General features: G+C 48.1%; 24 protein-coding genes. 20 read left to right on the forward strand and 4 right to left on the reverse strand.

All coding sequences use genetic code 11. The annotated features are described in order from the left end of the window. Positions 1–99 precede the first annotated feature (99 nt). From ACO0LL_RS05260 to ACO0LL_RS05335, 16 genes are all read left to right on the forward strand, one after another. Positions 100–624 carry a YceD family protein gene (locus tag ACO0LL_RS05260; RefSeq protein ID WP_422949832.1) on the forward strand — a complete coding sequence of 175 codons (525 nt, stop codon included), beginning with the start codon at positions 100–102 and terminating at the stop codon, positions 622–624. Positions 625–748: 124 nt separating this feature from the next. Next, entirely contained in the window at positions 749–931 is a 183-nt protein-coding gene (rpmF, locus tag ACO0LL_RS05265) for a 50S ribosomal protein L32 (RefSeq protein WP_008449924.1), read from the forward strand. 265 nt (positions 932–1,196) lie between these two features. Next, complete coding sequence (gene plsX / locus ACO0LL_RS05270; RefSeq protein WP_422949833.1) at positions 1,197–2,291, forward strand: phosphate acyltransferase PlsX; 1,095 nt, start codon at positions 1,197–1,199, stop codon at positions 2,289–2,291. Further along, positions 2,288–3,274 carry a beta-ketoacyl-ACP synthase III gene (locus ACO0LL_RS05275; protein ID WP_422949834.1) on the forward strand — a complete coding sequence of 329 codons (987 nt, stop codon included), beginning with the start codon at positions 2,288–2,290 and terminating at the stop codon, positions 3,272–3,274. The genes plsX and ACO0LL_RS05275 overlap by 4 nt, the downstream gene beginning before the upstream one ends. A gap of 55 nt (positions 3,275–3,329) precedes the next feature. After that, positions 3,330–4,271 carry an ACP S-malonyltransferase gene (gene fabD, locus ACO0LL_RS05280; RefSeq protein ID WP_422949835.1) on the forward strand — a complete coding sequence of 314 codons (942 nt, stop codon included), beginning with the start codon at positions 3,330–3,332 and terminating at the stop codon, positions 4,269–4,271. Then, the gene (gene fabG, locus ACO0LL_RS05285; RefSeq protein WP_422949836.1) at positions 4,268–5,020 is read left to right on the forward strand and encodes a 3-oxoacyl-ACP reductase FabG; all 753 of its coding nucleotides are present in this window, start codon (positions 4,268–4,270) and stop codon (positions 5,018–5,020) included. Before fabD ends, fabG begins: the two co-directional genes overlap by 4 nt. Before the next feature lie 152 nt (positions 5,021–5,172). Further along, entirely contained in the window at positions 5,173–5,412 is a 240-nt protein-coding gene (gene acpP / locus ACO0LL_RS05290; protein WP_110253556.1) for an acyl carrier protein, read from the forward strand. Positions 5,413–5,445: 33 nt separating this feature from the next. Further along, complete coding sequence (fabF, locus tag ACO0LL_RS05295) at positions 5,446–6,687, forward strand: beta-ketoacyl-ACP synthase II (protein ID WP_422949837.1); 1,242 nt, start codon at positions 5,446–5,448, stop codon at positions 6,685–6,687. A gap of 43 nt (positions 6,688–6,730) precedes the next feature. Next, positions 6,731–7,249: a protein YgfX gene (locus ACO0LL_RS05300; protein WP_422949838.1), complete on the forward strand. Its 519-nt coding sequence runs from the start codon at positions 6,731–6,733 to the stop codon at positions 7,247–7,249. A gap of 135 nt (positions 7,250–7,384) precedes the next feature. Further along, positions 7,385–7,987, forward strand: a complete 603-nt coding sequence (gene rpoE, locus ACO0LL_RS05305; protein WP_422949839.1) for an RNA polymerase sigma factor RpoE — start codon at positions 7,385–7,387, stop codon at positions 7,985–7,987. A 75-nt stretch (positions 7,988–8,062) separates the two neighbouring features. Continuing rightward, positions 8,063–8,731: a sigma-E factor negative regulatory protein gene (locus tag ACO0LL_RS05310; protein WP_422949840.1), complete on the forward strand. Its 669-nt coding sequence runs from the start codon at positions 8,063–8,065 to the stop codon at positions 8,729–8,731. Positions 8,732–8,733: 2 nt separating this feature from the next. Beyond that, the gene (locus ACO0LL_RS05315; RefSeq protein ID WP_422949841.1) at positions 8,734–9,750 is read left to right on the forward strand and encodes a MucB/RseB C-terminal domain-containing protein; all 1,017 of its coding nucleotides are present in this window, start codon (positions 8,734–8,736) and stop codon (positions 9,748–9,750) included. Between the two features lie 12 nt (positions 9,751–9,762). Continuing rightward, positions 9,763–11,247, forward strand: coding sequence for a DegQ family serine endoprotease (locus ACO0LL_RS05320; protein WP_422949842.1), 1,485 nt, complete (start codon positions 9,763–9,765; stop codon positions 11,245–11,247). 143 nt (positions 11,248–11,390) lie between these two features. Then, entirely contained in the window at positions 11,391–11,642 is a 252-nt protein-coding gene (locus ACO0LL_RS05325) for a glutaredoxin family protein (protein ID WP_422949843.1), read from the forward strand. Continuing rightward, entirely contained in the window at positions 11,635–12,240 is a 606-nt protein-coding gene (rnhB, locus tag ACO0LL_RS05330) for a ribonuclease HII (RefSeq protein ID WP_422949844.1), read from the forward strand. Before ACO0LL_RS05325 ends, rnhB begins: the two co-directional genes overlap by 8 nt. Further along, positions 12,241–13,038 (forward strand): TrmH family RNA methyltransferase, encoded by a 798-nt coding sequence (locus ACO0LL_RS05335; RefSeq protein WP_422949845.1) that lies wholly within the window; start codon positions 12,241–12,243, stop codon positions 13,036–13,038. Here the strand turns inward: ACO0LL_RS05335 and ppsR are convergent. Continuing rightward, positions 13,032–13,880, reverse strand: coding sequence for a posphoenolpyruvate synthetase regulatory kinase/phosphorylase PpsR (ppsR, locus tag ACO0LL_RS05340; RefSeq protein WP_422949846.1), 849 nt, complete (start codon positions 13,878–13,880; stop codon positions 13,032–13,034). The genes ACO0LL_RS05335 and ppsR overlap by 7 nt on opposite strands. Positions 13,881–14,122: 242 nt before the next feature. On the opposite strand from ppsR, the gene ppsA reads away from it, so the two are divergent. The 4 genes from ppsA (at position 14,123) to ACO0LL_RS05360 (ending at position 20,394) form a co-directional block, all read left to right on the forward strand. Further along, on the forward strand, positions 14,123–16,540 hold the full coding sequence (ppsA, locus tag ACO0LL_RS05345) for a phosphoenolpyruvate synthase (protein ID WP_422949847.1): 2,418 nt from the start codon (positions 14,123–14,125) through the stop codon (positions 16,538–16,540). Between the two features lie 322 nt (positions 16,541–16,862). Next, positions 16,863–17,297 carry an NfeD family protein gene (locus ACO0LL_RS05350; RefSeq protein WP_422949848.1) on the forward strand — a complete coding sequence of 145 codons (435 nt, stop codon included), beginning with the start codon at positions 16,863–16,865 and terminating at the stop codon, positions 17,295–17,297. Positions 17,298–17,357: 60 nt separating this feature from the next. Continuing rightward, a complete protein-coding gene (locus ACO0LL_RS05355; RefSeq protein ID WP_422949849.1) occupies positions 17,358–18,308 on the forward strand; it encodes an SPFH domain-containing protein in 951 nt (316 codons plus the stop codon). A gap of 142 nt (positions 18,309–18,450) precedes the next feature. Beyond that, positions 18,451–20,394 carry an SPFH domain-containing protein gene (locus ACO0LL_RS05360; RefSeq protein WP_422949850.1) on the forward strand — a complete coding sequence of 648 codons (1,944 nt, stop codon included), beginning with the start codon at positions 18,451–18,453 and terminating at the stop codon, positions 20,392–20,394. A 25-nt stretch (positions 20,395–20,419) separates the two neighbouring features. Here ACO0LL_RS05360 and ACO0LL_RS05365 read toward each other — a convergent pair whose 3' ends face one another. The 3 genes from ACO0LL_RS05365 to ACO0LL_RS05375 are packed head-to-tail and all read right to left on the reverse strand — an operon-like array spanning position 20,420 to position 24,345. Continuing rightward, the gene (locus ACO0LL_RS05365; protein ID WP_422949851.1) at positions 20,420–21,310 is read right to left on the reverse strand and encodes a DNA-binding domain-containing protein; all 891 of its coding nucleotides are present in this window, start codon (positions 21,308–21,310) and stop codon (positions 20,420–20,422) included. Next, entirely contained in the window at positions 21,307–22,245 is a 939-nt protein-coding gene (locus ACO0LL_RS05370; RefSeq protein WP_422949852.1) for a DUF692 domain-containing protein, read from the reverse strand. The genes ACO0LL_RS05365 and ACO0LL_RS05370 overlap by 4 nt, the downstream gene beginning before the upstream one ends. A 9-nt stretch (positions 22,246–22,254) precedes the next feature. Then, positions 22,255–24,345 carry a ferritin-like domain-containing protein gene (locus ACO0LL_RS05375; RefSeq protein WP_422949853.1) on the reverse strand — a complete coding sequence of 697 codons (2,091 nt, stop codon included), beginning with the start codon at positions 24,343–24,345 and terminating at the stop codon, positions 22,255–22,257. Positions 24,346–24,518: the final 173 nt, after the last annotated feature.

Here is a 24,518-nt window from a genome sequence, read left to right on the forward strand (position 1 = left end):
TGGTTTTCATAGCCATTACGCGAAAAAATCACGCCAATTCTTTGACTACTTAGGTGTAATCCTGTTATTATCGCAGGTTTTCTGGGTTCAAATAATCCTATGCAAGCATTTGTGATTGACGCTTTCACGTTCTCCCGGCTCGAAGAGCAGCGTTCGGGAAGCATTTTAGTCGCAGATTTACCTCGCCTGTCAGAAGAAAGTGCAAGCACCGAAGGTGCGTTGAACTGGTCTCTGCAGGGTGGCAAAGACAAGCTGGGCCATCCGCAGTTGCAATTGTCTGTGAATGGTACGGTACAGTTGATGTGTCAGCGTTGTTTGACACCATTTGCATTAGATATTGACTCTGAATCCATATTGGTACTCGCCAAAAACGAAGAAAATGCAGATGAAATTGAAGCATTGCTTGAAGATGACGAGATCGATGTTGTAGTAGGTAGCAAAACATTCAATATCATGGATTTGATAGAGGATGAGGCGCTACTGGCAATACCCCAATCGCCCAAACATGCAGTATGCCCGGATCTACCGTTGGCTTCAGCAGATACTACTGCAGCGATTGACGCGGAAGTCGGCAAAAAAGAATCAGCTTTTGCCGTGCTGAAGAAAATTAATGGGCGTACCTAGTGGCATTATTCTGAAAAAACACTCAGGTCGAAGTATTGTTAGGGATTCTTGGTTGCTGATGTTCGCATTCTTCAACCAGGCGTGTTAAATTTTAGAAACATTTTTTGAAGTATTAGGAGTTATCATGGCAGTTCAGCAAAATAAAAAATCCCCATCCAAGCGTGGCATGCACCGTTCCCACGATTTCCTGGTTGCACCGCAACTGGGTATCGAGCCAACAACTGGTGAAACACATCTGCGTCACCACATCAGCCCTAATGGCTTTTACCGTGGTCGTAAAGTATTGAAAACCAAGAACGACGAGTAATCTCTGTTCCTGGTAAAGAAGCGGCGTGACGAGTCTCTGACTTGGCGCCGCTTTTTTGCGTTAACCTTCTGAAATAACTTGTCTGCTGCATGTCTATTTCACTCTTGCAGAATCAAGCGAACCCTTAATTTACTTTTTTGATTGAATTGTTGTCGGTGAGTCTTTGAATTTTTGAGATAATCCTGCTTTTGAAAAATTAATTCGGGATGATGTCTGTTCCGGTTTGATACACTCGCTGTTTCAGATTGAAGTTTCGTACCACTACATGACAATTAAAATTTCCATAGACTGCATGGGCGGAGATCATGGCCCGGCAGTTACAGTGGCAGCAGCCGTTGCTTTTGCCAATCGCGAACCTGATGTCGAATTTCTCCTGGTGGGCTCTGAATCTATCATTCAGGCCGAGTTGAAGAAGCTCCATGCCAGCGGCCATACACGTTTAAAAATTATCAATGCCACAGAAGTGGTGGAGATGGATGACCCGATAGAAGTTGCCTTGCGCCGCAAAAAAGACTCTTCCATGCGTGTCGCCATCAGCCAGGTCAAGGAAGGCGCTGCCCAGGCCTGTGTTTCTGCAGGCAATACTGGTGCATTGATGGCGGTTTCCCGCTATGTGCTGAAAACCATGCAAGGCGTTGACCGTCCGGCAATTTGCAGTATCTTGCCAAATCAAAAAAATCTCCCCACTTACATGCTGGATCTGGGTGCGAACGTCGATTGCGAACCTTTGCATCTGCATCAGTTTGCCATCATGGGTTCTGCCCTGGTATCTGCGCTGGAAGGCAAAGATAAACCGAGCATAGGCTTGCTGAATGTGGGTGAAGAAGATATCAAGGGTAATGATGTCGTCAAAAAAACCGCCCAATTACTGCGTGCCGATCACGAACGTGGCTTGTTGAATTTTTATGGCAATGTCGAAGGTAATGATATTTTTGAAGGCACGACCGATATCGTCGTCTGTGATGGTTTTGTCGGTAATGTCACCCTGAAAGCTGCGGAGGGCATGGGGCGTTTTGTAAAAATTACCCTGACGGCAGCCTTCAAGAGCAATCCCCTGAATATGCTGGGCGCCATATTTGCGCGTGGTGCCTTGAAATCCATCTCGCGCACCATGAATCCATCCAACTACAATGGCGGCAGTTTGCTAGGCTTACGTGGACTGGTATTTAAAAGCCATGGCAGCGCAGACAAGTATAGTTATGAGTGGGCAATACAGCGCGCATTCGATGCCGCGAAAAATGATGTATTGTCACGCATTGCAACTTCAATGGCAAAATTGATGCCTATGGCTGAGGCTGAGGCAGTTGCCGGAATAGTTGCTCCAGACAATAATGAACTCTTGGTACAGAAAACCGCATGACTTTCTATAGCAAAATTATAGGGACTGGCAGTTATTTGCCTCCCAAAAAAGTAAGTAATCAGGAATTAACGGATCAACTGGCAGCGAAGGGCATAGAAACTTCGGATGAATGGATATTTTCCCGTAGCGGGATTTCCTTCCGTCATTATGCCGAGCCTTCTGTTGCGACCAGTGATATGGCAGTGGAAGCTGCAAAGCTTGCACTGGATGCTGCCAAGATGCAGGCCAATGATATTGATCTGATCGTGCTGGCTACTTCAACCCCTGATTTTCTCGGCGGCTTCCCTAGTACTGCATGCGTAGTGCAAAACAAGCTGGGCATCACCAATGGTGCGGCAGCTGTTGACGTGCAGGCTGTGTGCAGTGGCTTTATGTATGCCATGTCCATTGCCGATAGCATGATCAAGGCGGGCAACCATAAAAACGTGCTGGTGATTGGTGCTGAGGTATTTTCCCGCATCCTGAATTTTGAAGACCGCACTACTTGCGTACTGTTTGGTGACGGTGCCGGCGCAATCGTCATGTCGCGCTCGGACGAGCCGGGTGTTCTGGCGACCAAATTGCATGCGGATGGCAGCTATGCCAATATTTTATGCGTGCCAGGCAATGTCCAGAGTGGCGTAGTTGAGGGCAGTGCATTTTTGTATATGGATGGACAGGCCGTTTTCAAACTGGCAGTCAATTTGCTGGAAAAGGTCGCCAACGAAGCACTCGAAATCGCTGGCCTGACGACAGATCAGATCGACTGGCTGATACCGCACCAGGCAAATATACGCATCATGCAAAGCACCGCAAAAAAAATGCGCATGCCTATGGATAGAGTAGTCGTCACAGTTGATCAGCATGGCAATACCTCTGCCGCATCGATACCGCTGGCATTGGATCTGGCAGTGCGTGATGGCCGGGTCAAGCCTGGTCATACAGTGATGCTGGAAGGTGTGGGTGGTGGCTTTACCTGGGGTGCGGCCATCGTCAAGATGTAAGCAGTAGCTAAGCAAAAAGAATTAAACAATCAATAATAAACATTTGAGATAAGAAATGACGCAATTTGCATTTGTATTTCCAGGGCAGGGTTCGCAAGCGATAGGCATGTTGAATGGCTTTGCTGATAATCCTGTCGTGCAACAAACCATTGCTGAAGCATCTGATGCGCTGCAACTGGATTTGGGTAAAATGATTAATGAGGGTCCAAAAGAAGCGCTGGACCTGACTACCAATACCCAGCCAGTCATGCTGACAGCAGCCGTAGCTTGCTACCGCGCCTGGATCGCCGCTGGCGGCGCAGCCCCCAAGCTGGTGGCTGGTCATAGCCTGGGTGAATATTCCGCCCTGGTAGCTGCTGGCGTTATTGCGTTTAAAGATGCTGTGCCTATGGTGCGCTTTCGTGCGCAAGCTATGCAAGATGCCGTGCCTGTAGGACAGGGTGGCATGGCTGCCATTCTGGGTTTGTCGGACGAAGATGTGCTGGCAGCCTGTGCTGAGGCAATGGCTGCAGTGCTGGGTGAAGTAGTTGAGGCTGTAAATTTCAATGCGCCAGCACAAGTGGTCATTGCTGGCAGTAAAGCTGCGGTGGATCGTGCTTGCGAGATTGCTAAAGCAAAAGGTGCGAAGCGTGCCTTGCCTTTGTCGGTGTCTGCGCCTTTTCATTCATCCCTGCTCAAGCCTGCCTCAGACAAGTTGCGTGACTATCTGGCCAGCATCCCATTTACTGAGCCGGCAATTCCATTGATTAATAATGTCGATGTTGCCATTCTGAGCGATGTTTTGGCTATCAAGGATGCGCTGGTCAGGCAGGCCGCCAGCCCGGTACGCTGGGTAGAAACCATTAACAAGATGCATGCCGATGGCATCACGCATGTGATTGAGTGCGGTCCGGGCAAGGTTTTGACCGGCCTGACCAAGCGTATTCAGTCAGAATTGACCGGCGACACTGTATTTGATCAGGCAAGTTTGGAAAAAGTATTGGAACTCTTGAAATGACTCAACAATTAGAAAATCAAGTGGCACTGGTTACTGGTGCATCCCGCGGCATAGGCAAGGCAATCGCTATTGGCCTGGCCAAGGCAGGCGCTAAAGTCATCGGTACTGCGACGACGGAATCTGGTGCGGCGGCAATTACTGCTTATCTGGAAGAGTTGGCGCCGGGCTCAGGCAAGGGTGTGGCTTTCAATGTCAATGACATAGAGCGTACTGCCGGCCTCGTTGATGAAATCCAGAAGGAATTTGGCAGCTTGTCCATTTTGGTCAATAACGCCGGCATTACTCAGGATCAGTTGGCCATGCGCATGAAAGAAGAGGAGTGGGATAGTGTTATCACGACCAATCTGACTTCAGTCGCACGTTTATCGCGCGCTGTATTGCGTGGCATGATGAAGGCCAGGCATGGCCGTATCATCAATATTACTTCTGTTGTGGGCTCTTCTGGTAATCCTGGGCAAATGAACTATGCTGCTGCCAAAGCCGGTGTAGCAGGTATGAGCCGTGCATTGGCCAGGGAAATAGGCAGCCGCAATATTACGGTTAACTGTATTGCCCCTGGTTTTATCGATACTGACATGACCAGGGCCTTGAATGAAGACCAAAAAGCGGCCATTTTGCAGCAAATTCCACTCGCAAAACTCGGTCGTCCTGAAGATATTGCCGCAGCAACCGTGTTTTTGGCATCGCCAGATGCTGGGTATATCACTGGAGCGACACTGCATGTGAATGGCGGGATGTACCTGGCCTAATCATTTTGTTGATTTTTATAGGCAACTTCGACGAAAATAGCAGGAGTTGTTGCCGGGGATCAGAGGCTTGCTTTTTTTGCTCACAAACCTGCTAAAATGCGCGCACCTTTCTGTAGGCCCTTATTTTTTTGATTTTTTCACTGGAGACACACATGTCCGATATCGAACAACGCGTTAAGAAAATCGTCGCTGAACAACTGGGCGTCGCTGAAGCTGACATCAAAATCGAATCTTCTTTCGTAGATGATTTGGGTGCAGACTCTTTGGACACAGTTGAACTGGTGATGGCACTCGAAGACGAATTCGAAATGGAAATCCCTGACGAACAAGCTGAGAAAATCACTACTGTTCAACAAGCGATTGACTACGCTAAAGCCCATCTGAAGGCTTAATTAGTCGAATTTTTTCAAATCCAGGAGAAGCGCTTGAGTCGTTCGCTTAAACGTCGAGTCGTTGTAACCGGGCTCGGTTGTATTTCGCCAGTCGGCAATACTGTTGCAGATGCCTGGAGTGCCATCACTTCAGGTAAATCCGGCATCGCAACGATTACCAAATTTGATGCAACTCCTTTCACTACGCATTTTGCAGGTGAGGTGAAGGGCTTCAATGTCGAGGATTATATTCCGGCAAAAGAAGCGCGCAATATGGACACCTTTATTCACTACGGCATTGCCGCAGGGATGCAGGCGTTTCAAGACTCTGGTCTTGTCGTCACCGAAGAAAATGCAGAGCGTATTGGCGTCATCGTAGGTTCAGGTATTGGCGGTTTGCCATTGATAGAAGAGACTAAGGAAACCTTGATTGCGCGTGGACCACGTCGTATCAGCCCTTTCTTTGTTCCGGCTTCGATCATCAATATGATTTCTGGCAATCTGTCGATCAAGTATGGTTTGAAGGGCCCTAATCTGTCCATTGTCACGGCTTGCACGACAGGCCTGCATTGCATCGGTTCTGCGTCCCGCATGATTGAATACGGCGATGCTGACGTGATGATTGCCGGTGGTGCCGAATCAACGATTTCTCCTCTGGGTCTGGGTGGTTTTGCTTCGGCAAGGGCACTCTCTACCAGAAATGACGATCCTGCTACAGCCTCTCGTCCGTGGGACAAAGACCGTGATGGTTTTGTTCTGGGTGAAGGCGCAGGTGTCATGGTACTGGAAGAGTATGAACATGCCAAAGCGCGTGGTGCCAGGATCTATGCCGAAGTCATAGGCTTTGGTATGAGTGGTGATGCTTATCACATCACCACACCGACCATGGATGGCCCGCGCCGTAGCATGATCAATGCCATGAAAGATGCTGAGATCAATCCTGAGCAAATCAGTTATCTGAATGCGCATGGTACATCTACATCCATTGGTGATCAGAACGAAACGGATGCGATTAAGGCGACCTTTGCTGACGATGCCTACAAAATGACCATCAATTCGACCAAGTCGATGACAGGGCATTTGCTCGGCGGTGCTGGTGGTCTGGAATCCTTGTTCACGGTTCTTGCTCTGCACAACCAGGTTTCACCACCGACCATGAATATCATTAATCAGGATCCGGCTTGTGATCTCGATTATTGTGCAAATGTTGCACGTGATATGCGCATAGATTATGCGATGAAAAATTCGTTCGGTTTTGGCGGAACGAATGGCACGCTGATATTTGCAAAAGTCTGATTTTAAATAATTAGTCCTGGCACTTCATTTCTGATGGAATGAAGTGCCATTTTTTTTTGCCATGACGATAGCGCTACATATCAATACCCGTGCTTCACGAGGGCTGCTGCTGGCATGCTTTTGCATGCTGACACTAGTGCATTTGAGTATCTGGCTTTTATTGAGCTACAAGGCACTACCTTTGGTTTTTATTTGCCTGATTGCCAGCAGTTCATTTTGCAGCAGTTGCTGCCTTGTTTTCAGATATTGGCGGCGTATGCAACAAAGCCGGCAACTGAGTATTTCTGCAACGGGGGAAATAATTTTGCATTTGCTGCCCCAGCAAAAAATGACTAGAAATGTGAAAACAGATATGCAGTTGATGGAAACAGGGGCACTAACGGGATTGAATGTGCGTTTAAGTCACAAAACCCGTATTTGGCCATACTTTTTATCAATTTTTTTGCTCGATGAAGCTGGCAAGGAACATAAGTTGCTTATACTGCCAGATTCATTGAGCCCTGCTGCATTCCAGGCATTAAGAGTGAGCTTGATATGGATTAGTCAACATCAGGCGAGTTGACGTGAATTTTACTTCTGCTGAGGAACTTTTAGGAATCATGCGGACTCTGACAGTATATAAATCGCGTATGTTGACGGTAATAACATGCATTTGGGGCGGGCTTTTCTCTTCCCATGCAAATCTAGGAATGAATGAGTGACGACAGAACGCGAAATTGATCAGCTATTGGTTGAGCGCGTCCAGCGTGGTGACAAAAAAGCATTCGAGCTTCTGGTTTCCAAATATCAAAGGAAATTAATGCGGCTCGTGTCCCGGCTCGTCTATGACCACGCAGAAGCGGAAGATGTAGTACAGGAAGCATTTATCAAGGCGTACAGGGCGTTACCGAATTTTCGTGGTGAATCGGCTTTTTATACCTGGTTATACCGTATCGGGGTAAATACGGCGAAAAATCATCTGGTTACGCAAGGGCGCAGAGCCCCCACATCAACAGAATCTGATGTGGATGAAGCTGAGTCCTTTGTTGATGCAGATGGGCTAAGAGATATTAATACGCCGGAATCCTTACTGGCGAGCAAACAGATAGCTGAGACCGTCAATTTGGCCATGTCAACCTTGCCGGAAGAATTGCGTAATGCAATCACCCTGCGCGAGATAGAGGGCTTGAGCTACGATGAAATTGCAGAAGTCATGCTATGTCCGATAGGGACAGTCAGAAGCAGAATATTCAGGGCGCGAGAAGCGATTGCAGAGAAATTGCGACCCTTGTTGGGTACGACACTGGAACAACGCTGGTAAAGCATGGGTCAAAGTCTGTATCCAAATGAAAAGTAGTGCAAACGAATTTAAAAATAGTGGTAAAAGGTGAAAATGATGAACAAAAGCACAAATCAACATGAGAGCATTTCAGCCATGGCAGATGGCGAATTGAGTGATGCTCAGCTGGATTCCCTGCTTGCGAGTTTAAATGAAGCAGAAAGCAAGGATGCATGGGAAATTTATCACCAGATCGGCGATGTGCTGCGTTCAGAAGAATTGGCGGTCACTTTCAGTGCTGATTTCTCTCAGCGGTTTTCTGCAAAATTGAATGCTGAACCCGTCATCCTGGCACCACGCGCCATGCAAAAAACAGACACTCAGGATAAGCAAAGAAAACACAAGTTCCTGGGCACTTATGCAGCCGTGGCCAGTATGGCGGCCGCTGCGGTGTTTGCTTTTATCATGATCCCGCAATTGCAGTCCTTTCAGACTAAGCCTGATGCTGCGATTCAGATCAGCAGTAGAGCGACAAACCCGGGTAGTGTGCAGCTAGCCAATCATAGCAACAACCAGAGCGCCAATACCCTGGCAGCAAATGAGCAGACCAGTCAGCCTGCCCAGCTCGCACAGGGCAGCGATAAAAAAGTCGCAGAACTGGATATGTTGCGCGATCCCAGAATTGACAGCTATCTGATGGCGCATCAGCGTTTTTCTCCTGCCATCAATAACGGAGCGCAATACGTTACACACGCTAACGCTGTTTCATCTGCTGCGGAAAAATAAATATGATGTGCGTATGGCGTTTTAATATCGCATTGGCTGGGTCTGCGTGCCTGCTTGGTTTATGGGCACCAGCAATGGCACAAGACACGATAGACGATAAGCGTGAAGTGCATAGTGTATTGCGTAAAATGCAATCCTCAGCACAGAAAATGAATTACTCAGGTACTTTTGTTTATCAGCAGGCCAATCAAATCAGAACTTCCAGAATCACTCATGTTCTTGATGGGAATAATGAACTCGAAAAACTGGAAATTCTTGATGGTCAACCTCGTGAATATTTGCGAAAAAACGAAGAAGTAACCTGCTATCTCCCTGACAGCAAAACCCTGCAGATAGAGAAAAATGCGACACAAGAAGTATTCCCCGCCTTGCTGACCTCGAATGCGCAATCTCTCCCAGAATCTTACGCCATAAAAAAAGCTGATCTCAGTCGCGTGGCAGGTATTGATTGCCAGACATACTTGCTGGACCCCCGTGATGGCTTTCGCTATGGTTATCGACTCTGCGTAGAAAAAAATTCTGGCTTGCTGCTGCGTGCGCAAACGGTCAATACCAAAAATGAAGTCATAGAGCAAATCGCTTTTACTCAACTGACTATTGGCGACATCGACAAGCAGAGGGTAAGACCTACTTTTCAAAATACTGCACAGTGGCAGGTTGAAAATCTGACGGTGCAATCCAATATTCATTCAGGATGGGTTGTGAAATCCCTGCCAGCCGGTTTCAAGAAAACCCGCGAGATGAAACGGCTGATCCCCGCTGCCGGCAATGCAAAAAACAGCGATGGAACAGCGATCAAATCGCACCAGGTAGTGCAAATGATTTTTTCTGATGGCCTGGCAGCGATTTCCGTTTTTATTGAACCGGATAGCGAAAACCGTACTGAAGGCAGTTTGCAACAAGGTGCCATGACCATTATGGGCAAGCGCCATGCAGAATACTGGCTCACAGTCGTGGGTGAAGTACCCGCCAGCGCGATCCGGCAAGTAATGAACTCAATTGATTTTAAACCTAAATAAGCGAATGACACCATGAAAGCGAATAAACTTTTTCCAATTGAAAAAATTGCTTCCACCCTGGTCTTGAGTGCCTGCGTGGGTTTTATAGCGCCGACTACAATCAATGCCAACCCAGTGGCAGAGGCAGCATCTACAGTTGGCTTACCTGATTTTACTGAGCTAGTCGAGAAATCTGGCCCGGCTGTTGTGAATATCAGGACCACAGAAAAAGTTCCGGCTGGACAAAATGGCGGCATTGCTGGAGATGACCAGATGCCTGAGATTTTACGTCGCTTCTTTGGTGTGCCGATGCCAACCCCAAAACAGCAGCCCACGCCGAAAAACCGCAAACAGGCGCCTCAGCAACAAGAGGAAGAAGTGCCACGCGGTATCGGCTCTGGCTTCATTATCTCCCAAGACGGCTATGTTTTAACCAATGCGCACGTAGTTGAGGGTGCTTCCGAAGTCTATGTCAAACTGACAGACAAGCGTGAATTCAAGGCAAAAGTTGTTGGCGCTGATCGCCGTACAGATATAGCGGTTTTGAAAATTGACGGAAACAAATTGCCCCGCGTCACCATAGGTGATTCCGATAAAATCAAGGCAGGTGAGTGGGTGATTGCCATCGGTTCACCGTTTGATCTTGAAAACACAGTGACTGCTGGCATTATCTCAGCCAAAGCGCGGGACACCGGTGATTTCCTGCGTCATATACAAACCGATGTGGCTGTTAATCCAGGTAATTCTGGTGGCCCGCTTATCAATATGCGTGGCGAGGTGATTGGTGTTAATTCCCAAATTTTCAGCCGTTCTGGTGGTTATATGGGTATTTCATTTGCTATTCCTATCGATGATGCCATGAGTGTCGTTGAGCAATTGAAATCTATCGGTAAGGTTGTACGTGGTTACCTTGGTGTTCAGCATGCTGATGTAGCCAAAGACGTTGCTGAAAGTATGAATCTCCCGAAAGGGCAGGGTGCATCTGTACAGCGCGTCATGCCGGGTTCTCCAGCGGAAAAGGCTGGCATTGAAGCTGGTGATGTGATTATTAAAGTTAACGGTGCCGTCATTGAAAAAGCAGTTGATTTGAATCGCGCTATTGGTGACATAAAACCTGGCGGCAAGGCAATAGTGACTGTATGGCGGAGAGGTGGAGCAAAAGATATAGTGGTGACTGTTGCTGAAGTGGAGGCAGAAAAAACGCCCGCAAAAACAGGAAAACAAAAAAATGAATCCGCTGCCAATGTATTTGGATTGACAGTGACTGACCTGACAGAAGTGCAGAAGCGCGATGCTCATGTCAACGGCGGTGTGATACTTGAAAATGTCGAAGGTGGCGCTGCCCGTGCTGGCCTCCAAGCTGGCGACATCATCATACGTATCGGTAATTCAGATATTAAAGACGCCAAGGAATTCACAGCTGCTATAGCGAAAGTTGATCAAAAGAAACAAGTTTTACTTTTGGTTAAGCGTGGCGACGTATCTCAGTTCGTGACAGTGCGTCCTGCAAGTCAATAAACTTTTCAAGTAAATTGAAGGCCACCTGCATTGCGGGTGGCCTTTTTTCTTTTGTAGGTCTGATATTGGCGACTTATAATGCAGGCATGGAGAATGCAATACGCGCATGATGTTAGCAATCTCAACCACTTTAGGCAGGAATGATGATTCAATTTACCCTTTATTCACGCAGTTATTGTCATCTTTGCGATGACATGCTCGAACAACTGCAAGCCTATAGCCCTGAATATGGCTTCACCGTCAGGGTGGTCGATGTCGATCAGGATGATGAGGTGCTGGCCTTGTATGATGAGCTGGTGCCCGTCCTGGTAGGCCAGAAAGAAGGCCAGAGTCAGCAAAGAATTTGCCACTATTATTTAGATCCCGCAGCACTGAAAGCTTTTTTCCATGCATGACCTGACACCTGGTTTATCTCTGTTTGATTATGAAAATGAAGTGATTTGCGGTGTCGATGAAGCGGGCAGGGGGCCATTGGCCGGCCCTGTCATGGCTGCAGCTGTGATCCTCGACCCAAATCGCCCGATCGCAGGCTTGCGCGATTCAAAGAAACTCAGTGAAGCAAAACGTGAGCTGCTGGCGGTAGAGATCAAGGAACACGCGCTAGCCTGGTGCATTGCTGAATGCTCTGAACAGGAAATTGATGAACTTAATATCCTGCAGGCGACCATGCTGGCCATGCGCCGTGCAGTTGAAGGCCTGTCTGTCACACCAACACTGGCACTGATTGATGGCAATCGTTGCCCGGTCATGCCAGTTCCATCAGAAGCCATCGTCAAGGGTGATGACAAGGTGGCGGCAATATCGGCTGCATCCATACTCGCAAAAACGGCACGTGATCATGTCTTAATGCAGTTGCATGAAACTTACCCTCAATACGCGCTGGATCAACACAAGGGCTACCCTACAGCCTTGCATCTGGAGCGCTTGCGTGAGCATGGTGTGTCACCGATACACAGAAAATCTTATGCGCCTGTCAAAGCTTTACTCAAATAAATGAAATCGATTACTTCCCGCGACAATCCTCTCTACAAGGAATTCAAACAGCTTGCCACCAGTTCGCAGGCAAGGCGCAAGGCTGGCCGCACCTTGCTTGATGGCGTACATCTGTGTGAAGCCTATTTTCAGCATCTTGGCGCGCCAGAATATTGCATCGTTGCAGAAAGCAGCCTGCATCATGCCGAGGTGGCCGCTGTATTGGCGCAAAGCGAGCAGCACAGAACGCAATGCATTTGTTTGCCGGATGCCTTGTACAAGGCTCTCAGCCAGGTTGAGCATGGGGTAGGTGTGATGTTTATCATTGCCACGCCAGCACCTGAATTTCCAGCGGCCTTGGCGGCCTCTTCTGTAATACTGGATAATTTGCAGGACCCTGGTAATCTCGGCTCCATCCTGCGCAGCGCAGCGGCGGCGGGTATACAAAATGTATTTTGCAGCCCCGGTACCGCATTCGCCTGGTCGCCCAAAGTCATGCGTGCAGGCATGGGTGCACATTTTTTGTTGAATATTTTTGAAAATGTCGATTTGCCAGCATTGCTAAGTAAAGCCACGATACCAGTGCTGGCCACCAGCTCTCATACCAGGCAAACTATCTATCAAAGTAATTTGAATCAGGAAGTAGTCTGGCTGTTTGGTCATGAAGGGCAGGGCGTCTCACCTGAATTGATGTCCATGGCTACAAGCACAGTGACCATACCCCAGCAAGCGGCGATAGAGTCACTGAATGTAGCCGCCAGTGCCGCAATCTGCTTTTTTGAGCAAGTCCGGCAGCAGTTGGCGACAAAAAATCAGTAAATCCGTACGTCAGATTTAATTTCCTGCAAAATCGTGGTTGAAATCTCTTCTATCGATTTTGCAGTGGATGACAGCCAGCGTATGCCTTCGCGCTTCATCATCAGCTCCGCCTCGTTGACTTCATAGCGGCAGTTTTCCAGCGAAGCATATTTACTGCCGGGGCGACGTTCATTACGAATTTCTGACAGGCGTTCAGGCGCAATGCTCAAGCCAAAAATCTTGCCTTTAAATTCAGGCAATGCCGATGGCAACTTGCCGCGTTCAAAATCATCAGGAATCAATGGGTAATTTGCCGCTTTGATGCCATATTGCATGGCCAGATACAAGGTAGTTGGGGTTTTTCCTGAGCGCGACACGCCCACCAGTATCACATCTGCCGTCGATAAATTTTTGTTGGATTGACCATCATCATGTGCCAAAGAGAAATTGATGGCTTCTATCCTGTTTTTATATTCTTCAGAGTCCGTAATATTGTGGCTGCGCCCTATGGTGTGGGTGGATTTGACACCCAATTCTTGTTCCAGCGGTGACACAAAGGTTTGTATCAAATCCATGTGCAAGCCCTTGGATTTAAAAACAACGCCAGCGAGGTCAGCTTTGACCAGTGTGGAAAAGACGATGGGGCGATTGCCTTCAGCCGTATAGGCATCATTTATCTTGCGCACGGCTTCGTGGGCTTTTTCCAGCGTATCGATAAAAGGCAGGCGAATTTGCTTGAATTTCAGGTCAAATTGCGTCAATACCGAGTGACCGAAGGTTTCCGCAGTGATACCAGTACCATCAGAGACGAAAAAGACGGTACGGTTAGCTGCAGGCCGTGCTTGCTGGGGAGTATCTGACATAATAGTTTTATATGAATAATGACAATAGACTGGACGGAATATATTTGTACTCTTAGAAACAAAAAAGACTGCAAATTCTTATTCCGTTTGGATAAATCTTGCAGGACACAATGTAAAATGCTGCAACAGCATGTCCAGCGTAGCTCGCCTCAAGAATAACAAAAAATCAGCGGGATACGAAGCAGCACGGCTTTAAATAGCATGGAACAGCAAAGATTTCTTACCATCAAAAAGAGGTTGTTATGTCCAACGCAGCAATTACTGAAGCAACTTATGTTGCCTCGTTTGAGCATTTACGCATGACGGATGTTGAATCCGTCGGCGGGAAAAATGCTTCTTTAGGCGAAATGATCAGCCAACTGGCAACTGCCGGTGTGCGGGTTCCTGGTGGTTTTGCCACCACGGCACAAGCTTTTCGCGATTTCCTGACGCATAGTATTGATGGCGGTTTGCCACTGGAAAAACGCATTGCCGACCGTCTTGAGGGGCTTGATATCGACGACGTCAAGGAACTGGCAAGAGCCGGTGCAGATATCCGTCAATGGATCATCGACACGCCATTTCAGCCACGCTTGCTGACAGAGATAGAAGAGTTTTACAACAAGCTGGTCTCTGACTCTACGGCTGAAATGTCATTTGCCGTGCGTTCTTCAGCTACCGCAGAAGATTTGCCTGATGCATCTTTCGCTGGTCAGCAAGAAACTTTCTTGAATGTTGTCGGAATTGACAATATTCTGGAGGCAATGAAGCATGTATTTGCCTCACTGTATAACGACAGGGCAATTTCTTACCGTGTCCATAAAGGCTTTACCCATGCCGAAGTGGCCTTGTCTGCCGGTGTACAGCGCATGGTACGTTCTGACCTGGGTGCCGCTGGCGTCATGTTCACGATAGATACAGAATCCGGTTTCAAGGACGTGGTGTTTATCACGTCCAGCTATGGTCTGGGCGAAACCGTAGTACAGGGTGCGGTTAATCCTGATGAATTCTATGTCCACAAACCTATGCTGGAACTGGGTAAACTGCCAGTTATCCGCCGCAATATTGGCTCCAAACTCATCAAGATGGAATTCACTGGTGAAGCCAAGGCAGGCCGCTCGGTCAAAACAGTCGATGTGCCAGTGGAATTGCGCAACCGTTATTCCCTGAATGACACTGAAGTAGTAGAGCTGGCCAAATATGCGACCATCATCGAAAAACATTATGGTCGCCCTATGGACATCGAATGGGGCAAGGATGGCCGTGACGGTAAGCTGTATATCCTGCAAGCTCGCCCAGAGACAGTCAAATCCCAGCAAAAGGCCACTGATGCGCAGCAGCGCTTCAAACTCAAAGGCAGCGGCACAGTATTAGCCTCTGGCCGTGCTATTGGTCAAAAGATAGGTGCGGGCCGCGTGCGCGTGATTCATGATCCATCCGAGATGGAAAGAGTACAACCCGGCGACGTACTGGTTGCCGACATGACAGACCCCAACTGGGAACCCGTCATGAAGCGCGCTGCCGCGATTGTCACCAACCGCGGTGGCCGTACCTGCCACGCAGCAATCATCGCCCGTGAACTGGGCGTGCCTGCAGTAGTTGGCTGTGAAGATGCAACGGACGTGCTCAAAGACGGCACCCTGGTCACAGTCTCTTGTGCTGAGGGTGATGAAGGCAAGATTTACGATGGTTTGCTGGAAACGGAAATCACTGAAGAGTTGCGTGGTGAATTGCCCAAGCTGCCTTTGAAAATCATGCTCAATGTCGGTAATCCTCAACTGGCGTTTGACTTCCAGTCAGTACCAAATGAAGGTGTGGGCCTGGCGCGTCTGGAATTCATCATCAACAATAATATCGGCGTACATCCAAAAGCCATACTGGAATACCCGAATATTGATGCTGACCTCAAAAAAGCAGTGGAATCTGTTGCACGTGGACATGCCTCTCCAAGAGCTTTTTATGTAGATAAACTGGCAGAAGGCATCGCCACTATTGCTGCTGCATTCTGGCCCAAGAAAGTCATCGTTCGCCTGTCTGACTTTAAGTCAAATGAATACAAGAAACTCATAGGCGGATCGCGCTACGAGCCGGATGAAGAAAATCCTATGCTGGGTTTCCGCGGTGCTGCGCGTTATCTGGCACCGGATTTTGCCGAGTCATTCGAAATGGAATGCCAGGCAATGAAACGTGTACGTAATGAAATGGGCCTGACCAATGTAGAAATCATGGTTCCTTTCGTACGTACTTTGGGTCAGGCTGAAAAAGTCGTGAATCTGCTGGCAAAAAATGGCCTCAAACGTGGTGAAAATGGCCTGCGCCTGATCATGATGTGCGAAGTACCATCGAATGCAATTCTGGCAGAAGAATTCCTGCAATTCTTTGATGGCTTCTCTATCGGTTCCAATGACTTGACGCAGCTGACGCTGGGCCTGGACCGCGATTCGGGTATGGAATTGCTGGCAGCAGATTTTGATGAACGTGACCCTGCAGTGCGCGCCTTGCTGTCACGCGCCATCGCTGCTTGTCGCAAACTTGACAAGTATGTTGGTATCTGTGGTCAGGGACCATCTGATCATCCTGACTTTGCTGAATGGCTGATGAAAGAAGGAATAGAATCAATTTCCTTGAATCCTGATTCTGTGATTGATACTTGGCAGAAACTGGCTGCAGTTGGAAAATAAATAGTTCTGGTCTTGAAGTAAAAACGGGAATTTCTTGCAAAAGAATTCCCGTTTTTTCTTGTTGGTGCGCCGCAACATAAGTCGATTGAAGCCCTTGTATATTTTTAAATTAAGACTAGACTACCGTTGTCGAAACTAAAGAAAAAGAAAATCAATACTTCAACAAAATTCCTGGAAAAGCCCTCGTTACCACGCTAGGTAACGGGGGCTTTTTTGTGGGTAAATTCCTACGGCGATTACCGATGAAAAATATAAGCCAGTCGTGGAAAATGCAAAAGTAGCAGAATTTATAAATACAAAAATTGATAAGGAGAATAAGAATATGAGCGGATGGATGATGTGGATGATACTGGCGGGTGTAGTCGTGATATTTGAGTTGTTCACGGGTACGTTTTACTTATTGATGATTTCAATTGGTCTGGTGGCAGGGGCTGTCGCTGCTGTTTTCCAATTGGGCACAGAAAGCCAGATGATCGTAGCGGCTGTTGTTGGCGCACTCGCAACTGCAGCCTTACACAAGAGCAAATATGGCTGGAAAGAAAATGCCAATGCGGCCCGTGACCCGAATGTGAATATGGATATCGGTCAAACCTTGCAAGTCAATGAATGGAAGGAATTAGGTAATGGCAAGTTTGCCGCGAGAACTATGTATCGCGGTGCCATGTGGGATGTTGAATTACAGCACTCGGCAGGCTATCCCGGTGCTTATGTGATTGAAGAAATACAAGGTAGCCGTTTGATAGTGAAACCTTCATAGCAGTACAAAAATCAATATAGATCAATACAAGACAGTCTAAATAACAATAAAGGTAAGGATATGGAAAATATAGGTGGCGTCGCTCTGGTTTTATTAGTGTTGGCAATGGTATTTGTTTTCAAGACCATCAATGTCGTACCACAACAGCATGCCTGGGTAGTGGAACGTCTGGGTAAATATCATGCCACGCTGGGGCCAGGCTTAAATATCGTGGTGCCTTTTGTTGATCGCATCGCTTATAAACACATACTGAAAGAAATCCCGCTGGATGTACCGCCGCAGGTTTGTATCACCAGGGACAATACGCAATTGCAAGTGGATGGTATCTTGTATTTTCAGATTACCGATGCCATGCGCGCTTCATATGGTTCTTCAAACTATATTGCGGCGATTACACAATTGGCACAAACCACCTTGCGTTCTGTCATCGGTAAAATGGAACTGGATAAAACCTTTGAAGAGCGCGACCACATCAATACGACGATCGTGAACGCGATTGATGAATCTGCAGCCAACTGGGGCGTTAAGGTCTTGCGGTATGAGATCAAGGATTTGACACCACCAAAAGAAATTTTGCATGCGATGCAGGCGCAAATTACTGCTGAGCGTGAAAAACGTGCACTGATCGCTGCGTCAGAAGGCCGCAAGCAAGAGCAGATCAATATCGCGACAGGTGAGCGTGAAGCGTCGATTGCCAAATCTGAAGGTGAAAAACAGGCATCGATCAACCGCGCACAAGGTCAGGCTGCAGCTATTCTTTCGATTGCGGAAGCCAGCGCAGAAGCGATACGCAAGACTGCCATAGCAATACAATCACCAGGTGGTTCTGATGCCGCGAACCTGAAAGTGGCTGAGCAATATGTCGCAGCATTTGCCAATCTGGCTAAAACCAATAACTCGATTATCATCCCGGCCAATCTGGGTGATATGAGTGGCCTGATCGCCACTGCCATGCAAGTTGTCAAGTCTCAAAAACCTGCCGTCATCGAGTCGCCACGACGACCCGTCTGATCTAATGAGGAGTGTGACAGGCTCCTCATTATCGTAACACTACCCACACAAATCCCCGTTGTACTGCTGGCATCCACCAGATGCCAGTAGCGCTGCTGCATGTCCGGAACAAACCGGAATTTTAAAAAAGAAGAGGCTAAGTATGTTTGAAATTATTTTGGCAAGCATCGTTGTTGTTCTTATTTTGCTGTTGTATAGCAGTAATGTGCTTGTGTATATCTCGAATGAAAAAATCGGTATCGTCGAAAAGAAATGGTCAGCCAGTGGTTCCGTCCAGCATGGATTTATTGCACTGAATGGCGAGGCTGGTTTCCAGCCTGAAGTCTTGCGTGGTGGTTTTCATATGTTTTTCCCGTTTCAATATTCCATACACAGACATGATCTGGTAACCATACAGCAAGGCACTCTGGCCTATGTATTTGCCCGCGATGGGCAAGCCATGGCACCTACCCAAAACCTGGCTTGCAATAAGGAGGCCAATGACTTTACCGATGTCCGCAGCTTCCTGACCAATGCTGGTCAAAAAGGCTTGCAACGCAAGATACTGCGTGAAGGTACCTACGCAATCAACCTGGCACAATTCGTGGTGCTGACTGCTGAACGCGTCTATGCCTTGCCTTTGCCTGGTGATGGCAATATCAGTAACGATGGCATTGTGGTTGGCCAACTGGCAGAAATGCTGGATGAACTGCGTACACGTAACGGTTTCCTGCCCTTGGTGATACGCGACGATAAACTGGCAGTCATCACCACGCATGAAGGACAGTCTTTGCCCGAGGGTACTATCGTCGCTCCGGTGGTCGGCGCTGATCCGCACGAAGGTCGCAACTATCATCATGACTTCCAAAATCCTGAAGTGTTTATCGAGGCTGGTGGCTACAAAGGTCGTCAGTTGCAGGTATTGGTGGAAGGTACCTATTATCTGAACGCACGTTTTGCCAGCTATGAAATAGTGGAAAAGCGTGTAGTGCCAGTTGGCTATGTCGGTGTTGTCGTGTCTTATACCGGTAAGGCTGGCAATGATGTGACTGGCGACGCATACCGTCATGGTGAGTTAGTCAGCAGTGATGAAAAAGGTGTCCAGGTATCGCCACTGTTGCCAGGCAAATATGCATTGAATCCATATGCCAAACGTGTCATTGATGTGCCAACAACTAACTTCATCTTGAAATGGCAGTCTGGTCAGGTGGGTTCACATGAACTCGACAAACATCTGAGCGAAGTGTCATTGATTACCAAAGATGCATTCGAGCCTGACTTGCCTTTGTCGGTGGTCGTCAATATCGACTATAAAATGGCACCGCTGGTCATACAAAGATTTGGTGATATCCAGAAGCTGGTAGAACAGACACTGGACCCCATGGTGGCTGCGTACTTCAAGAACATAGGGCAGGGCAAGACCCTCATTGAATTACTGCAGGAACGCTCAGACATACAGGAGCGCGCCAAAGCAGAAATGCGCAAGAATTTTGAAGGCTATAACCTGACCCTGAATGAAGTCTTGATAGGCACACCGCGCGCCAAGAATGGTGATACCCAGATTGAAGTCATCCTGAAGCAATTGCGTGAGCGCCAGGTATCGAGAGAGCAACTGGAAACTTATAAAACCAAGGAAACCGCAGCAGTACAAGAACGTATTTTGCGCGAAGCAGAAGCCCGCGCAAAACAACAGACCTCCATTACCGAATCAGAACTAGCCGTCAAGATTGCAGAAAATCACGGTAGTGCCGCTGTGCAAAAAGCCATCAAGGCGGCAGAAGAAGCACGTCAGGTTGCTTCTGGCGCAGCAGATGCCAAACGTACCCTGGCCAATGCTGAGGCTTACCAAATCCAGCAAATAGGTGAAGCGCAGGCGAAAGCAACTGAATTGAACGTAGAAGCCTACGGTGGTCCAGAACTGCAATTCCAGCAAACAGTCTTGCTGCGCTTTGCTGAAGCGATAGAAAAAGGCCATATCGCCATGGTGCCAAGCATACAGACTGGTGGCAGTGGCAGCAGCTCTGCCGTCGATGCTTTCTTGGCACTGGCTGCAAAAGACTTGCTGAATAAAGGGGAGGGTAGGACAGCAATTATAAATGCCGGTTAGTCTTGTATTGGAGAAGTGGCTTTGATCAGGTCAAAGCCACTTCTTCTGTCGTCAGCAGGCCAAGCGCCTGGGCTTGTGGCTGCCACAGACAAATATCTGCCAGCAGTGCTTTAATATCCAGGCCGGTTTCTTGTGATGACCTTACTGCGCACTCATGTATATCTGGATTGGTGCAAGCAGCCTGTAAAAAATGATATTGCCATGGAAGCAGGGGGATCAGTTGCACACGGTAATTCTGGCGGGTAAATGCAAGATAACTGGTTTCTGGTTGTGGCGGAGTTGATAAATCCTGATCCGCAGGCGTATGTTTTGCCTGCTCCCAGTATGCCAGTAAAGGAAAACTGGTTTTTAGTAGCCGTACGCAAGCCGGGATATGGATGTCTGCATGTGAACCCATCAGCAGATCAAACGCATTGTGGGATTTGATATTACGGTTATTCTCCAGTCCAGGTGCCCGTATTACCTCGGTAAATGCCCGTTCCATTCGTGCTATCTCAACCGGAAACTGCAATAGCAGGTCTGTTTCACCAGCCTTTACTCCATCTGTATTTTTGGGTTGACTCTGCAGCAGGAAGCTGGCAAAACCAGCACCTAAATCATACAAAGACGGCGCACTGGAAGGATGTCGCCAGATATAGTTGTGGGCAAAAAAATTAAACAATTCATCGCCCATCAAACGATGTAGAACCGGGAAGTCAGCTTGCAGGCATTCCTGTAAACGCAAGATGTAGCCATGGGCATAAATATGCATACGTGATTGCTTGCCTGGCTCGATCTTGATTACGCTCGACTCTTCCAATCCCAGATGTTCCTGTGCCAGCGATAAACCTCTTGCCAGACCGCCAGGTGCAGTCATCACTGTTAAAAACCAGTGCTGTAATTGCGATAGCGATGGATCAGGTGCAGGCTGGCTCATGAAGTGCTGAGTTCTTCCAGTTGAAAATGCACACGCGTAGAAATGCTCGTACCCGATGCAGCATTGATTTTCATCTCTGGAAAATGACCAGTCATGACCAATTGTGCCTTGTACAGTTCTGCCAGTAAATCTGGGTAAGCCGGGATATTGGCATCCCATTCCAGTAGCGTGGAAACACCACCCGTCAATGTCTGCGCCAGCGCATACAAATGCCAGACCGGAGTTGGCACAGGCTGATCATGCGTATCTATCATGTAGTCGCCATGATGACTTGGCCCCGCCAGATGAATTTGCACTATACGGTCGGCAGGCAGGTTGCGCATATAACGTTCAGCATCAAAGCCGTGATTGTAGGCAGACACATAGACATTATTGACATCCAGCAGCAGCCCACAACCGGTTATTTCGGTTAAACGGCTTAGAAATTCATCCTCTGCCATGCTTGATTGTTCGAATTCTACGTAGGTACTGGGGTTTTCTATAATTAGCGGACGTTCCAGAAAATCTTGCACTATGCGTACACGTTCAGCCACATGCGCTAGCGTGGCCTCATTCAAGGGTAGCGGCAGCAAATCATGGGTATTCATCGCTGCGGCACCTGTCCAGCACAAATGATCTGATACCCAGGCAGGCTGCAATTCCTTTGCCAGTTGCCTGAGCTTTTTTAGATAGTCGAAATCCAGTGCGTCTGTACTGCCTATCGATAGCGAAACACCATGCATGACGATAGGACAGGTTTGCGCTATGCGTTCCAGAACGTGGCGTGCATAACCATGGTTATCAATGAAGTTTTCTGTAATCACTTCAAACCATGCTACTCCGGCGCCATGTTCAAGTATGTGCTCAAAGTGAGTGTTGCGCAGACCAACGCCCAGGCCCAGGTTGGGCAGGCCCAGACGTGGCTGCAAAGTATGCGTAGAGTACTGCTCAGGCATGCTTAATCATCAGGTTGATGGTGGTAAAGCCAGGCGCAAATCATTTGGCTTGGGCATTTCCCCTGGTTTTTTGTGGCGAGTGGTCATTACAGTGCTGTAGGCCGCCCAGGCCGTGTCAAACACACTGTCACCTTGCTTGAATTTGATGTTCTTGTTCAATAGATGCTCTGCATGTGGTGGCGCATCATCAAAAGTATACAAAGTCATTGTGCCGCTTGCAGGGAACAGTTGCGATGCAGAGATAGGCACGGCACAGCCGCCATAAGTTTTACAGCGGTTGTCGCTAGCTGCGCTATATAAGGTGCCTGTGGGTGGCGGTCCTGGAGGAGCGCCGCAAATACCATGCGAGCCGCGGTCTGGAGTTGCTGCTACAAGCGATTTTTTGTCAGCTTCTTTTTCCGCTTCTTTTTCCGGCTTAACAACCATATCTATCTGGGCAAAACCACAACCACCCTGGGCCTTGCAACCATTTGAACCACGGCAGCTATGATAAACCGCAATTGCAGCACATTGATTATTTGCTTCTTCTGATTCCGTCACCTTGTTGGCGTTGAAATCCAGACCCTGGCAAGAATGGTACAAAAGATTCTTGTCTGGTAGCGGGACACTGACTGACAAATCTGGTGAGCAACCTGTGATCGCCCAGCAAATCGACATGCGGTCGCCTGAACCAACCATGGATGGATAAGGGAAGTTCGTTTCCTTGTTTGCCCAGTACTCGTCCAGTACCGAGGTAATACCATAAATGGCGCCTGCAGATACGCTGCTTAACATCTGCACGGTTTTTGCGCCTTCGCTTTTCAGGCGATTCAGTGCACCGGCAACGTCATCAGGTGTAGGGATATTTTGTGGCGCTGACGCCGCATCATATTCCTTATTGGTCAGCATGGCAGCTGTCCAGTGATTGCCTGCAACTGCATGCCATTGCTCCCAGGTCAGCAAATGATCAGCGGCGCTCTCACCAGGATGCTCCATCTCCTTGCGGATGTCCTGGAAGCGCTCATAGTGATCAAATGCTGCACTGTGGAAGCGTGCCGCAGCATCTCTGGATTTCGCTTCATTGCCATCACCATCATAGGCGGGGTAATCAGCGATCAAGCCTTCATCAGATTCGCGATAATCAGGCTGTACGGCACGCAGTAATTGAGTGCGGCGGTAGTGTTTGATCCCTGCAGAATTACCTTCACCCTGATCAGTAATCGCGCACATCATGTCGATGGCCTTGTTTTGCGAACCTGCCATGCCGCCATCAAGATCTTCGGGGCCAAACAAAGTATCAAATTGCGGATATTCTTTTTTGGGGTGACTTTCGTTTGGCTGTTTAGGTGTGCTGTGGACATTGAACATGTCTTTTTGCACCGCATTGTTATCAAACAGTTTTTGCCACAGTGTCTGGCCATCCGTATATTCCATGCTGATGTATTTGGCATAGCATTCATACATATAGCCAATGGTGCCGAACAGTGGCAAGTCAGCAAAGCCCTTGTCCGGAGTCCAGTTCGCCAAAGGTATATCCGGGAAATACTTGTCGGCGTTGTGGCGCAATTCTTCGCGAGCCTGCTTTTCTGGCTGCTCGATTGCCAAAAACAGTTCTATCTGGTTGTTATTCAGCGACTCCAGATTGACCCTGACATCCTTGTAACTATTGGTATCTCTGAGATCAACTATGCAGGGTATTTTGTGTGTGTCCGGACCGTAGCAAATCCAGCCACGCTCACTGTTTTGCAGACCTGAATTTTCAGTAAAACTGGGACTGACACCAATCGCCGTGGCGATATTCGCTGCCATCTGCAAATGCAGCATTTCCTGTATGAATACGCTGAAGATGACATTGAAGCCACGCTCATTAGCTGTACTGGCGTCTGCCGTGGTCGCCATTCCTGGCCATTGGCGGCCTTTATAATAATTGTTACCCTTGGAATTGATCTGATGCGTGCCGTAGATCGAATACATGGAATTCATGTACAACGGTATCGTAAACAATTCTACGCTGACAGTCGCCTGAGCAATGGCTCTTACGGCGGCTGCATCGGTGTTGAATTCTGATAAGGGACGATTCTTGATGGCGTGCTGCGGTGCTTCAGGTATGGCTGCGAACATGAGACGACTCCTGCGCTGGCTTGATATGATTGGGGGATGTGCAGACGAAATGCGGCAGTAAAAAATGAACAAAACGTAATGACTTTAACATAAAAGAATATGTGCTTGAAAGTATTTGAGTGCATCTGATTCTTTTAAGATGGTTTGTTTTTTTGCGGCATCTTCACAATTTT

Source organism: Undibacterium sp. TC4M20W, assembly GCF_049340245.1.
In the GTDB taxonomy this organism is placed as follows: Bacteria; Pseudomonadota; Gammaproteobacteria; order Burkholderiales; family Burkholderiaceae_D; genus Undibacterium.